Origin of the sequence: [Bacillus] caldolyticus, assembly GCF_003595605.1 — a bacterium.
GTDB lineage: Bacteria > Bacillota > Bacilli > Bacillales > Anoxybacillaceae > Geobacillus > Geobacillus thermoleovorans.
The window spans coordinates 2462273-2474778 of record NZ_CP025074.1 but is presented as its reverse complement, the minus strand read 5'-3'; the positions used below and the strand labels follow the sequence as shown (position 1 = coordinate 2474778).

General features: G+C 51.8%; 12 protein-coding genes. 2 read left to right on the top strand and 10 right to left on the bottom strand.

From position 1 onward, the window contains the following. Positions 1-11: 11 nt before the first annotated feature. Positions 12-752, bottom strand: coding sequence for a carboxylesterase (estA, locus tag CWI35_RS12775; RefSeq protein WP_025039237.1), 741 nt, complete (start codon positions 750-752; stop codon positions 12-14). Positions 753-826: 74 nt separating this feature from the next. Then, positions 827-1063, bottom strand: a complete 237-nt coding sequence (gene secG, locus CWI35_RS12770; protein WP_011232516.1) for a preprotein translocase subunit SecG — start codon at positions 1061-1063, stop codon at positions 827-829. Positions 1064-1560: 497 nt separating this feature from the next. Between secG and CWI35_RS12760 the strand changes: the two genes are divergently transcribed. Beyond that, complete coding sequence (locus tag CWI35_RS12760) at positions 1561-1776, top strand: hypothetical protein (RefSeq protein WP_013144264.1); 216 nt, start codon at positions 1561-1563, stop codon at positions 1774-1776. Positions 1777-1808: 32 nt separating this feature from the next. Here CWI35_RS12760 and CWI35_RS12755 read toward each other — a convergent pair whose 3' ends face one another. Together CWI35_RS12755 and CWI35_RS12750 are read right to left on the bottom strand one after the other, a co-directional pair. After that, positions 1809-3308, bottom strand: a complete 1500-nt coding sequence (locus CWI35_RS12755) for a carboxylesterase/lipase family protein (protein WP_119877833.1) — start codon at positions 3306-3308, stop codon at positions 1809-1811. A 373-nt stretch (positions 3309-3681) separates the two neighbouring features. After that, a complete protein-coding gene (locus CWI35_RS12750) occupies positions 3682-4749 on the bottom strand; it encodes a hypothetical protein (protein ID WP_011232521.1) in 1068 nt (355 codons plus the stop codon). 27 nt (positions 4750-4776) lie between these two features. Here CWI35_RS12750 and CWI35_RS12745 point away from each other — a divergent pair, with 27 nt between their 5' ends. After that, positions 4777-5037, top strand: a complete 261-nt coding sequence (locus CWI35_RS12745; protein WP_075261448.1) for a DUF4277 domain-containing protein — start codon at positions 4777-4779, stop codon at positions 5035-5037. A gap of 281 nt (positions 5038-5318) precedes the next feature. Here CWI35_RS12745 and CWI35_RS12740 read toward each other — a convergent pair whose 3' ends face one another. The 6 genes from CWI35_RS12740 to gap all read right to left on the bottom strand — a co-directional run bounded on the left by CWI35_RS12740 (position 5319) and on the right by gap (position 12502). Continuing rightward, positions 5319-6089: a YiiX/YebB-like N1pC/P60 family cysteine hydrolase gene (locus CWI35_RS12740; RefSeq protein ID WP_014196716.1), complete on the bottom strand. Its 771-nt coding sequence runs from the start codon at positions 6087-6089 to the stop codon at positions 5319-5321. A gap of 413 nt (positions 6090-6502) precedes the next feature. Further along, positions 6503-7795 (bottom strand): phosphopyruvate hydratase, encoded by a 1293-nt coding sequence (eno, locus tag CWI35_RS12735; protein WP_011232524.1) that lies wholly within the window; start codon positions 7793-7795, stop codon positions 6503-6505. Positions 7796-7836: 41 nt separating this feature from the next. Beyond that, positions 7837-9372 carry a 2,3-bisphosphoglycerate-independent phosphoglycerate mutase gene (gene gpmI / locus CWI35_RS12730; protein WP_020279529.1) on the bottom strand — a complete coding sequence of 512 codons (1536 nt, stop codon included), beginning with the start codon at positions 9370-9372 and terminating at the stop codon, positions 7837-7839. After that, positions 9365-10126: a triose-phosphate isomerase gene (gene tpiA / locus CWI35_RS12725; RefSeq protein WP_011232526.1), complete on the bottom strand. Its 762-nt coding sequence runs from the start codon at positions 10124-10126 to the stop codon at positions 9365-9367. Before tpiA ends, gpmI begins: the two co-directional genes overlap by 8 nt. 61 nt (positions 10127-10187) lie before the next feature. After that, on the bottom strand, positions 10188-11372 hold the full coding sequence (locus CWI35_RS12720; RefSeq protein WP_011232527.1) for a phosphoglycerate kinase: 1185 nt from the start codon (positions 11370-11372) through the stop codon (positions 10188-10190). A 122-nt stretch (positions 11373-11494) separates the two neighbouring features. After that, the gene (gene gap / locus CWI35_RS12715) at positions 11495-12502 is read right to left on the bottom strand and encodes a type I glyceraldehyde-3-phosphate dehydrogenase (protein ID WP_011232528.1); all 1008 of its coding nucleotides are present in this window, start codon (positions 12500-12502) and stop codon (positions 11495-11497) included. Positions 12503-12506: the final 4 nt, after the last annotated feature.

The following is a 12506-nucleotide window of genomic DNA, read 5'->3' as shown; positions in this document are numbered from 1 at the left end:
TCCTTTCTCCATTACCAATCTAACGATTCAAGAAATGCATAAATATCTTCATGCAGCTGATCTTTTTCTTGATCAAGCGTAATCACATGGCCTGATTGCTCATACCATTTGATTTGTTTGACCGGCGATTCAATTTCGTTATAAATGATGTTCGCGCTGTCTGGATTGATCATCTCATCATGGCGCGCTTGGACGACGAACGTCGGTGCATAAACCAAATCAAGGTGGGCGCGCACATCGGCAATGAGTTCTTGCAAGGCTTTCAACGTCTTCATCGGCGTTTGTTTGAACCGTTCCATTTCCTGTTCGATTTGTTCCTCTGATTTCCCTTCCCGCTTTTTATACTCGCGCGCATACTCGAGCACACCTTCGTACATCGTTTCTTCGCTTTTGATGTACATCGGCGCGCACATCGTCACAATGCCTTGTGTAGGTACAGTGTAGCCTAATTTGAGAGAAAATACGCCTCCAAGCGACAATCCAGCCACGGCAATTTTTTCGTAGCCTTTGTTTTTCAAAAACTGATAGCCGTTCATGACGTCTTGCCACCAATCATCCGGTCCGGTGTGGACAAGCTCTTCCGGCGGCACGCCATGCCCTTTGTAAATCGGAGCGTGGCACGTATACCCTTTCGATTCCAAGAATCGCCCAAGCATCCGAACGTCGGCGGAATTGCCGGTAAACCCATGCAAAAGCAGCACCGCCCGCTCCCCGGCTTCAAAGAAAAACGGCTTCGGCGGAACAATTTTCATCATAGGTTCTCCTTCCTCTCTGGTGTGAAATAGAAAGGGCAGCCCTTCATTCTATGGACCGCCCCATGTTTGACTTATGATGGCTGTACGTACGTAACCAGGATCGTCAATACGAAAAACAAAATGGCCAATATGACCGTCACGCGCTGAAACACCGCATCGAGCCCACGGGCTTTCTGCTTCCCGAACAATTGCTCGGCGCCGCCGGTGATCGCCCCCGACAGCCCGGCGCTGCGGCCCGACTGCAGCAAGACAACCGCGATCAGCGCGATCGACACAATGACAAGCAGCGTCACAAGCAAGGCATGCATGCCTGACACCTCCAACGACCGACGTTGCAATAATTTCACTATACCATAGATCGCCGTTGGCGGCAACTGGCGGGCCTGTCTCAACACGACGAAAGCCTCCCATTCCTTTTTTGGTGAAACATGTAATCAAAATCATTGGATGGGAAAGCCCGTCATCCAAAAATCGAGAAGATGCGCAAATAGAGGAAATCGACGAAATCATTGACGAATGCCTGGCAAAAATCGCAACGTATCTGACCTGATCTGATCGGCCTGGAGGCAACGGAAGAATGGAACGGTGTTGAAGGAAAGACTGCGTTTCCTGTCTTTGCAAGACAGCTGAATCGGAGGGCGGGGGCCAAAAAAATTCCCTGCCTCTACCCCTTTGCATAGATGGGGGAACGTTTCATCCTCCATCTGCTTGACGCTCCATGCCTCGGGCGCGGTATGATCATTGTCGTCCACCGCCGAAATGCGTTACAATAGAAAGCAAATCGGCAACGACTGGAGGGACTTCAATGGCAAGACCGGACGAACGAGTCGTCATCGCGATTGACGGCTATCAATTCAAACGGGCGCGTGAGGCGAAGAAAGGGAAAATTTTCGTCACCTCGCCGATCGGGGCGAACTTTACGTTTGACGTCAACGTCATGCGCAAGCTCATCGAGGCCATCGACCGCGACCCGGCGCTGGCGGAACAGTTCGGGCTTCCTTCTCAGGGGGCGAACGAATAACAAAGGAACGGCGGTTGGCCGTTCCTTTTTCCTTATGTGCGCGTCATCCACGCCGCACGCTCGCGGCCAAACGGATCATCTTCGACATGGCTGGCGGCTGAAAAGACAAACACCGGTTTGCGCTCGCTCGTATACGCCGGCCACGCTTCCGGCAAGTGATCGCCGTTCGGGTTGCCGGTGCGGGCGAACGAAAGCCAGGCATAATGCATTTCGTTGGCGATCGCCTCGCGCTCCGGCCGGTTGCCGACGAAATTCGCGACGCCCGGCTGATGGAGATTGTGAAACACAAACGGCAGCTCGAGCGCGTGGCATGCTTTCAGCTGCCCGCCGAACACCGGCGTTTCATAGTCAAACCGGTACATGTACACATCCGCTCCGTGGGCCGCTTGGGCGTCCGCTGTCCGCAGCATCCCCTCGACAAAAACACGGTACGTCATGATGCGAAGCCACGTTTGCCAGTCGGGCGCCGACGGCTCCGCCGTCTCTGCATAATAGCGAATCGCCGCCTCCGGCACGGGCCCGACTTCACGGTTGATCCGGTCAAGCAGTTCTTTTTCGCCAAGCTTTGTCCACGATGGATCCGTCAAGGTAAACAGGTTGTACTCGTCTTTCGTGACGCCGATGAGAATCGGAATGCCGCTGGCCGCCCCATCGCAGAGCGCTTCGATCGGATGGCGGCGCAATACGCGGCCGTCCACCACCGGACCGTACATGATTCTTGGGCCGAGCGACAGCGCCGACCGCAGCAGCTCCTCGGCGGGAATCGACAAGAGCCGGCCGCGGTCGCCTAGACGAACGCCGGCGCGCTCGAGAATACGCTCGGTCATCGCCATGGCTGTCTCCGGTGAACGAAGGAGAAGCGCTCCCGAACCGCTTTGCAAAATGGCGCGCCGAAACAGCCCGCTGGCCTCCGGAAGCGACAACAGCACGCCGACGCTCGCCGCTCCGGCCGATTCACCGAAAATCGTGATGTTGTCCGGATCGCCGCCAAACGCCTCAATGTTCTCCTTCACCCAGCGCAACGCCGCCACTTGATCCAAAATGCCGAGATTCCCGGCTTGCGCGTACGCTTCGCCAAACAAATCCCCCAGATGCAAAAAGCCAAACACGTTCATTCGGTAGTTGATCGTCACGACAACGACATCGCCGTGTTTCGCCAACGCCGTCCCATCATACCACGGCGAAGAACCCGAACCGAACAAAAAGGCGCCGCCATGAATCCAAAACAACACCGGGCGCTTCTTCCCATCCGCCGCCGGCGACCAAATGTTCAAGTACAGCCCGTCTTCGCTTGGCGCCTCGCTCATCCGCCCGAGCAATCCGCTGAAAATCGGATCCGACGGCTGCATGACCGCGGGGCCAAACGCGGCCGCCTCACGCACCCCATCCCACGCATCGGGCGGTTCCGGCGGCAGAAACCGGCGCTCACCGACCGGCGCTTTCGCATACGGAATTCCTTTCCAAACGAAAACGCTTCCATTCACCACACCGCGCAGCCGCCCATACCGTGTTTCAACAACGGTTCGTTCCATCCTCTTCCCGCTCCTCTGAATATTTGGATGATTCAAAAATATTATAAACCAACAGCCAGTCTGCGTCCATCGTTTTGCGACCGCACGCGAGGTTCTCATACCGCGTCCAAAAGAGAGGTGCCCCGCCCATGCACAAAAGTAAAGATAGACGCGGCCGAAACAGTCAGCGCCATGAAAAAGATGATTCTAGGCGCGATCACCTTAAGCGGCGTTGTTCGGTCGCCCGACAGTCGATCAAATACTCGGGAAAAGCTGCAAATGGTAAAGCTTCAAATTGCATCTATATAGTTGAGCAAATTCACTAATAAACTGTAGGTTGGTCTCTTTGTTAACGGAAAATATTGTAATGAAAATTGCTCATCTACAGCAAAGTTTATTTTTCAACCGCTTTAACTATACTACAATTATCTCCAACTTTCATTTTTTTGATTACTTTACCGTTTTTCACTAATCGCAGAGTTCCATTTTGAGGATTCGAAACTATGAATTCTTCAAATCGCTTATTGTAGTCAAAATACGCTGGATTTTCTATTAAAAAAAAAGATTCACTCAAGTCATTTTTATCAAGTATTGTGAAAAATCCCCCTTTCATATCCAAATCCGTATAATTATTAATGTATAATTTATTACCAATACTAATGATTTTTTGCGGGAAAGGTTTAGACAATTTCTTCTCAGAAATGATTTGACCATTATTCAAGTCTACAACCATAAGCTTATTTGTATATCTTTCAGGATTTTTTACCCATTCTGGCCTTGGCCCGTAAGAAAATCCCGTAAAAACACAGTACATTTTGTTATCTTCAATTACAAAATCACTTGGTGGCAATTCAATATCATCTTTAATAACAGGATGAAAGGAAAGGGACGCATCATGAATTTGTATCCTATATACGTTGCTATGCTCACTGGATTTACCACCAGAATTTATAGTGATGAAAATTTCATTTTTGTAATGTTTCATTGTACTGACCATTCCACTAGTAAATGTCAATTTTTCTACTTTCCCATTAGACACATTAACAACAAAAAAAGGCATGCCTTCTCTAAATATTTCAGATGAAGCCATGTAAACTTTTTGCTTTAGTACCGCATAAGACGACGGAACATGCGGCAACTTTAACTTCTTTTCCACATGACCACTCGAAAGATTGATGATAAGCATCGATGGTTTAGTTCCCATATATGTACCATCATCTATTGCATAAACTCGATTTCCTTCTATAGAAAAGCTTTGAAATTTATTTTTATTTTCAATTTCTTTGACTATATTCATCTTTTTATCAAGAAAAATTAATTTGCGATCTCCATCAGCAAGTGCAACAAAGGCTGGGTTCACCTTCAGTTTTGTATCGTTTCGGGAGACAGTTTCTTTCCATTTCTCACACCCAACCATTAAAAACAAACAGATGCAATAAATGAAAATCATGATTTTCTTCATTATACAGCCCCTCGTAAATAAGTGTTCATGAAAATAGGACTACTTAAAACCTCGTTCACGTGGAACAATTGGGGTCACACGATTGACCTGGAGAACCCCATCCATCCCGGGCTCCATCCTTCCCTGTTGAATGACGATGCGTTGGCTCGTCGTCTCGACCGCCTGTATAAGAACAGCATTCACCACATCATTAGCGCTTGCTTGATTCATATTTCCCCAAAAGAGGCCTTTCTTCTCCCCGAGTCTTCACGCCGATGCGACGAACAAGGTCCTTTACAGCACGTATGAATCGGCCTCGCTAGAAGCTCTGAAGGTCCATACACGGTAACAACCGCCGTACGAGCATGAGCTGAGGCCGATTCGGTCAACATTCCGCGGAACAATCCCTTTACGTCGGCGGAGAGAAAAGTGCCACGCGCCGGGTTCAAGAACCGTCCTCCGCCTATGAAGGTCACCTGGTTATTTAGTGCAAAATTCTGATCAAATACCGTCGATTTGAGCAAAAAACTAGTTTTTCACTAACCTTCTAAAGATTATTTTACCATCAAGTATGGCGTATTAATGCAGAGTCATGAACCAGTTGCAAATATTTTAGTATCTCCGTCTTGATAAATATCATCCGGATAAACGTATAGCCCACCATCGTAATCCAAATCACGATTCCCCATCTCGTAATACGCTTTCCAAGCTAATTTACTACAATACCACGTGCTGTCATCCGACTTGTAAGAACCTACAAATTTATATGGTTCTCCCAATTGGTTTCTAATATAATTACGGGCAAGGGTTCTAAATTGCTGTTCTAAAGTATAGACATATAAACCGACCGCTTGGTCGTAGTTTCTAAATTTCCTTGCCGTGGAATAGTGGACATTACTTTGTCCATCACCAGGTTGGTTTTCTACATTCGCTTCAATGAATGCATATGAATCTAAGCTACCAGTATAATAAGTACCGTCCCATACAGCGGCATGGCGATAATACCCCCATGGTGGTGAACCATCATGTACTACAATAATATCACCAGGTGCAAACGCCGTGAAAGATATGTTATTCGTACCTTTGGGTGAACCGAAAGAATCACCAGGCGCCCAGTCCGGCTTAGGGTCATCCTTGTCATAACCTTTTTTAACTCCCAATTCTGATTTTCTTACTAAATCATACTTATCAATATTCACACTTTGTTTAAGTGTTTCTTTTTGTTCTAACACTTCTTTAACTTCTTTGCTTTCATTGTTTACAACCTCTGAGTCTGCAAAAGCGTAGTTTACCAAATTAAATCCAGATAGTAGTGCTATAAACGATGAGGCCACCAAAAATTTCTGAAATTTACCTTTCAAGCAAATCCCTCCTCTACCACTGATGTGTGGATGAAAAATTTTACATAACCACTACTTTCCTTCTCAGTAACTTCGAGCAAATCCGATGGATATACTGTTTTTCACCAACTTTCGAATTCTTTTTTTATAATTCCATTCTAAAAAAAAAATAAAAAAACAACAAAAACTATTCAAAAATTAGATAATTTTCTACAAATTATGCCACTTGACTTTGTCCTCATCATGAGACGACATTCACGGTCTGCGCCCTGCAGCACAAGACGATCATTGACGAATGGTTCCATCTTATGGAGATGGAGAGGCGCAGCTTTCCTGAATGCGTCAAGACGTCTTGATCACCGCCAGCCATTCGATTCTCTTTTCGCCTCCGTCAAAACGACAGGCGCCCCCTCCGTTGGGGACGCCTGTTCCCGTTATTTTTTCAAATTGTAAAACGAGCGGATGCCTTGGTAAATGGCCGTGTGGCCGAGTTCATCTTCAATGCGGAGCAGCTGGTTGTATTTCGCGACGCGGTCGGTGCGCGACGGCGCGCCCGTTTTGATTTGGCCGGCGTTGGTGGCGACGGCGATGTCCGCGATCGTGCTGTCTTCCGTTTCGCCGGAACGGTGCGAGACGACGGCGGTGTAGCCGGCGCGTTTCGCCATTTCGATGGCGTCAAACGTTTCGGTGAGCGTGCCGATTTGGTTCACTTTGATCAAAATCGAGTTGCCGACGCCTTTTTCAATGCCTTCGGCCAGTTTTTTCGTGTTTGTGACAAACAAGTCGTCGCCGACAAGCTGGACTTTTTTGCCGAGCCGCTCGGTCAGCAGTTTATGGCCTTCCCAGTCGTTTTCATCGAGCCCGTCTTCGATCGAGATGATCGGATATTTCGATACAAGCTCTTCATACCAAGCGACCATTTCTTCCGACGTTTTCACAACGCCTTCGCCTTCAAGATGATATTTGCCGTCTTCTTTGTTGTACAGCTCGGACGAGGCAACGTCCATCGCGAGCATCACTTGTTCGCCCGGTTTGTAGCCGGCTTTTTCGATCGCTTCGATGATCGTTTGCAGCGCTTCTTCGTTCGATTTCAAGTTCGGGGCGAAGCCTCCTTCATCGCCGACGGCGGTGTTGTAGCCTTTCGCTTTCAGCACCGCTTTTAAGCTGTGGAAAATTTCCGCCCCCATGCGCAGCGCTTCGCGGAAGCTTTCCGCGCCGACCGGCATGATCATAAATTCTTGAATGTCGACGTTGTTGTCCGCATGCGCGCCGCCGTTTAAAATGTTCATCATCGGCACCGGCAGCGTTTTGGCGTTAAAGCCGCCTAAGTATTGGTACAGCGGCAGGCCAAGCTCGTCCGCTGCCGCGCGGGCCACGGCGAGCGAGACGCCCAAAATGGCGTTGGCGCCAAGCTTGCTTTTGTTTTCCGTGCCGTCTAATTCAATCAGCTTCCGGTCGATCGCCACTTGGTCGGCGACCTCCAGGCCGATGATTTCCGGCGCGATGATTTCGTTGACGTTTTCGACCGCTTTTAACACCCCTTTGCCGAGGTAGCGGTTTTTATCGCCGTCGCGCAGTTCGACCGCTTCATATTCCCCGGTCGAGGCGCCGCTCGGCACCAAGGCGCGGCCGAAGCCGCCGTCTTCTGTGTACACTTCCACTTCCACCGTCGGGTTGCCGCGCGAATCGAGCACTTCGCGAGCGTAGACATCGATAATGGCAGACATGGGAACACACTCCTTTTCGTATCGTTTTCTCAAGATCATCATTATTTGACAATCAACGATTTCCCCGTCATTTCTTTCGGCTGCGGCAAGCCGAGCAAATCGAGCATCGTCGGCGCCAAATCGCCTAAGATGCCGCCGTCTCTAAGCTTGATGCCTTTTTTCGTCACGATGACCGGCACCGGATTCGTCGTATGAGCCGTTTGCGGCTTGCCGTCCGGCGTCAATACTTCATCGGCGTTGCCGTGGTCGGCGGTGATGATGGCGATGCCGCCTTTGGCCAAAATGGCATCGACGACTTTGCCGAGGCATTCGTCCACTGCCTCCACCGCCTTGATCGTCGGTTCGAGCTTGCCCGAATGGCCGACCATATCCGGGTTGGCGTAGTTCAAAATGATCGCATCGTACTTATCGGCTTCAATTTCCTTGAGCAGCGCATCGGTCACTTCATAGGCGCTCATTTCCGGCTTCAAGTCATACGTCGGCACTTTCGGCGAGTTGATCAAAATCCGGTCTTCGCCTGGAAATTTCTCTTCGCGGCCGCCGCTCATAAAAAACGTCACGTGCGGATATTTTTCGGTCTCGGCGATGCGCAGTTGGCGCAGTCCGTGCTGCGACAGCACTTCCCCAAGCGTGTTGTCAAGGTTCGTCGGCTTGAACGCCACGTACCCTTTCACCGTTTCGCTGAAATGGGTCAAGCAGACAAAGAACAAATGCTTCGGATGTTTCGGGCCGCGGTCAAACTCGCGGAAATCTTCGTTCGTAAACGTGTTTGAAATTTGGATCGCCCGGTCAGGGCGGAAATTATAGAAGATAATCGCGTCATTGTCTTGAATCGTCGCCACCGGCCGGCCGTCTTCGCGGACGATGACCGACGGCAGGACGAATTCGTCGTAAATGCCGTGTTTGTACGAGTCCTCGATGCATTCGAGCGGATCGCGGTACGTCGGCCCTTCCCCGTACACCATCGCCCGATACGCCTTTTCGACGCGGTCCCACCGCTTGTCGCGGTCCATCGAGTAGTAGCGGCCCGATAACGTCGCGATTTCGCCGACGCCATATTCCTTGATTTTTTCCTGCAGTTCTTTGATGTATTGCGGCGCTGTTTGCGGGCCGACGTCGCGGCCGTCCAAAAAGCCGTGGATGTACACACGCTTCACGCCTTCTTTCGCCGCCAAGCGCAAGAGGGCGTACAAATGGTGAATATGGCTGTGCACCCCGCCGTCGGAAAGCAAGCCGAACAAATGCAAGCTTGTCCCATGTTGTTTCACATGGTTCATCGCCGCCAAAAACGTTTCATTCCGGTCAAACTCGCCTTCGCGAATGGCAATGTTGACTCGCGTTAAGCTTTGGTACACAATGCGCCCGGCGCCGATGTTGAGATGGCCGACTTCCGAGTTGCCCATCTGCCCTTCCGGAAGCCCGACCGCCTCGCCGCACGCCTTGAGCGTTGTGTGCGGGTATTCGTTCCAATAGCGGTCAAAGTTCGGTTTGTTCGCCTGAGCGACCGCATTGCCGTACGTTTCGTCGCGCAGCGCAAATCCGTCTAAAATGATGAGCGCAACCGGTTGTTTACTCATGGCGCCCCGCCTCCACCAATTGCAAGAATGAAGCCGGCTCGAGGCTCGCCCCGCCGACTAAGGCGCCGTCGATCTGTTCTTGCGCCAAGAAGTCGCGGATGTTGTCCGGTTTGACGCTGCCGCCGTATTGAATGCGGATCGCTTCCGCCGCCTCCGGGCCAAACAGGCGCGAAACAACCGAACGGATATGGCCGCAGACGCTGTTGGCGTCTTCCGGTGTTGATGATTTGCCCGTCCCGATCGCCCAAATCGGCTCGTAAGCGATGACCGCTTGCTTCACTTGTTCCGGCGTCAAGCCGGCGAGCGCTTTTTCCACTTGCGAGGCGACAACGGCGTTCGTCTGCCCCGCTTCCCGCTCCTCAAGCGATTCGCCGCAGCAAATAATCGGTATAAGCCCGCGGGTGAAGGCGGCCAACACTTTTTTGTTCACGGTCTCATCTGTTTCGGCGAACATTTGCCGGCGCTCCGAATGGCCGAGGATGACGTACGTGACGCCGAGGTCTTTCAGCATGACCGGGCTCACTTCGCCTGTGTACGCCCCTTGATCGGCAAAGTGCATCGTTTGCGCCCCGATTTTTAAATCCGTGCCGTCTGCCGCTTGCACCAACCGATCCAAAAAGAGAAACGGCGCGCAAACGACGGAATCGACTTCGTCGGCCGGCGGCACGTGCCCTTTTACGTTCTCGACAAATTGAACAGCTTCCGCCAATGTTTTATGCATTTTCCAGTTGCCTGCAATGATGCGTTTTCTCATCGTTCACCCTTCCTTTCAATGGGCGGCGTCAGCCGCCATGCGCCCAATCCGGCGCCGTGGGTCATTTGTCTTCGAGCGCGACGACACCCGGCAGCTGTTTTCCTTCCATAAACTCGAGCGAAGCGCCGCCGCCGGTGGAGATATGATCCATTTTGTCGGCCAAGCCGAATTTCTCAACCGCCGCCGCCGAATCCCCGCCGCCGATGACCGAATAGGTGTCGGGCGCTTCCGCCAGTGCTTCGGCGATCGCTTTTGTCCCATGGGCGAACGCTTCCATTTCAAAGACGCCCATCGGGCCGTTCCAGACAACGAGCTTCGATTGACGAATGACATCGCGGTACAATTCGCGCGTTTTCGGGCCGATGTCAAGCGCCTCCCAATCGCTCGGAATGGCGTCGATGGCGACGACTTTCGTGTTGGCGTCGTTCGCAAACCGGTCGGCGACGACCACGTCCACCGGCATATAAAAACGGACGCCTTTTTCTTTCGCCTTTTCCATAAACGATTTGGCGAGTTCGATTTTGTCCTCCTCAAGCAGCGACTTGCCGACGTCATGGCCGAGCGCTTTGACGAACGTATACGCCAGTCCGCCGCCGATGATCAAGTTGTCAACTTTTTCAAGCAAATTGTCGATGACGCCGATTTTGTCTTTCACTTTCGCGCCGCCGATGATCGCCGTAAACGGGCGGTCCGGATTCGAGAGCGCTTTGCCGAGCACTTCGAGTTCTTTTTCCATCAAAAACCCGGCCACCGCAGGCAAGTAATGGGCGATGCCTTCCGTCGACGCATGAGCGCGGTGGGCGGCGCCGAACGCATCGTTGACATACAGATCCGCGAGCTCCGCAAACGCTTTGGCCAGCTCTGGATCGTTTTTCTCTTCGCCAGGGTAAAAACGGACGTTCTCAAGCAAGAGCACGTCGCCTTCGTTCAAACGGTCGACCGCCGCTTTCACCTCATCGCCGACCGCTTCATTCGTTTTGGCGACCGGCCGTTCAAGCAGCTCGCCGAGCCGCTTCGCAACGGCATCCAAACGCAATTCTTCGACCACTTTTCCTTTCGGGCGGCCGAGGTGGCTCGCCAAAATGACTTTCGCCCCGTGCTCGATCAAATAGCGGATCGTCGGGAGTGCGGCGCGAATGCGCGTGTCATCGGTGATGGCGCCTTGCTCCATCGGAACGTTGAAATCGACGCGGCAAAAGACGCGCTTTCCCCTCACCTCAACGTCGCGGATCGTCTTCTTGTTCATCGTTCGTGCCCCCTTTTGGCTGCAGTTTGGACAAAGGAAAAGGAGTGGGGATCATTTCCCCGCTCCCCTCCATTTTCCTATTATAGACTTGAACGGATGGAAAACTCAACGCCAAGCTGGTTTTACAGCCCTTTCGAGGCGATGTAGGCGGCCAAGTCGACGACGCGGTGCGAATAGCCCGTTTCGTTGTCATACCACGAAACGACTTTCACCATTTTGCCTTCAATGACCATTGTCGACAACGCGTCGATCGTCGACGAAGCGGTGCTGCCGTTGTAGTCGCGCGACACGAGCGGTTCTTCGCTGTAGGCCAAAATGCCTTTCAGCTCGCCTTCCGCTGCTGCTTTCAACGCGGCATTCACTTCTTCGACCGTCACTTCTTTTTCCAATTCCGCCACCAAGTCGACAACTGATACGTTCGGCGTCGGCACGCGCATTGCCATGCCGTTCAATTTGCCTTTCAGTTCCGGCAAGACAAGCGCAACAGCTTTCGCCGCCCCGGTCGTCGTCGGAATGATCGATTCCGCGGCCGCGCGAGCCCGGCGCAAATCTTTATGCGGCAAGTCCAAAATTTGTTGGTCGTTTGTGTACGAGTGAACGGTCGTCATCATGCCGCGGACGATGCCGAATTTTTCATGCAGCACTTTGGCAAACGGCGCCAAGCAGTTCGTCGTGCACGAAGCGTTCGAGATGACATGATGGGCTTTCGGATCGTATTTGTCTTGGTTGACGCCCATGACGATCGTAATATCCTCGTCTTTCGCCGGTGCGGAAATGATCACTTTTTTCGCACCCGCTTCCAAATGTTTGGCGGCGTCTTCGCGTTTCGTGAAGCGGCCGGTCGACTCAACGACGATGTCAACGCCGATCTCGCCCCACGCCAAGTTCGCCGGATCGCGTTCCGCCTTGACGATGATTTCTTTGCCGTTGACGACCAAGTTGTTGCCGTTCACCGACACTTCGGCATCCAGACGGCCATGGACGGAGTCGTACTTCAACAAATGAGCAAGCGTATTCGCATCGGTTAAATCGTTCACCGCCACCACTTCAATGTCCGGGTTTTTCAATGCCGCGCGGAAGACGTTGCGTCCGATGCGGCCAAATCCGTTGATTCCCACTTTGACTGCCATCTTA

Excerpts from the sequence above, each read along its gene's own strand:
- CWI35_RS12760 (WP_013144264.1), top strand. The coding sequence starts at position 1,561 with ATGGCAAGACCGGACGAACGAGTCGTCATCGCGATTGACGGCTATCAA.
- gpmI (WP_020279529.1), bottom strand. The coding sequence starts at position 9,372 with ATGAGTAAACAACCGGTTGCGCTCATCATTTTAGACGGATTTGCGCTG.
- eno (WP_011232524.1), bottom strand. The coding sequence starts at position 7,795 with ATGTCTGCCATTATCGATGTCTACGCTCGCGAAGTGCTCGATTCGCGC.
- gap (WP_011232528.1), bottom strand. The coding sequence starts at position 12,502 with ATGGCAGTCAAAGTGGGAATCAACGGATTTGGCCGCATCGGACGCAAC.
- secG (WP_011232516.1), bottom strand. The coding sequence starts at position 1,063 with ATGCATGCCTTGCTTGTGACGCTGCTTGTCATTGTGTCGATCGCGCTG.
- CWI35_RS12720 (WP_011232527.1), bottom strand. The coding sequence starts at position 11,372 with ATGAACAAGAAGACGATCCGCGACGTTGAGGTGAGGGGAAAGCGCGTC.
- estA (WP_025039237.1), bottom strand. The coding sequence starts at position 752 with ATGAAAATTGTTCCGCCGAAGCCGTTTTTCTTTGAAGCCGGGGAGCGG.
- CWI35_RS12755 (WP_119877833.1), bottom strand. The coding sequence starts at position 3,308 with ATGGAACGAACCGTTGTTGAAACACGGTATGGGCGGCTGCGCGGTGTG.
- CWI35_RS12750 (WP_011232521.1), bottom strand. The coding sequence starts at position 4,749 with ATGAAGAAAATCATGATTTTCATTTATTGCATCTGTTTGTTTTTAATG.
- CWI35_RS12745 (WP_075261448.1), top strand. The coding sequence starts at position 4,777 with ATGAAAATAGGACTACTTAAAACCTCGTTCACGTGGAACAATTGGGGT.
- tpiA (WP_011232526.1), bottom strand. The coding sequence starts at position 10,126 with ATGAGAAAACGCATCATTGCAGGCAACTGGAAAATGCATAAAACATTG.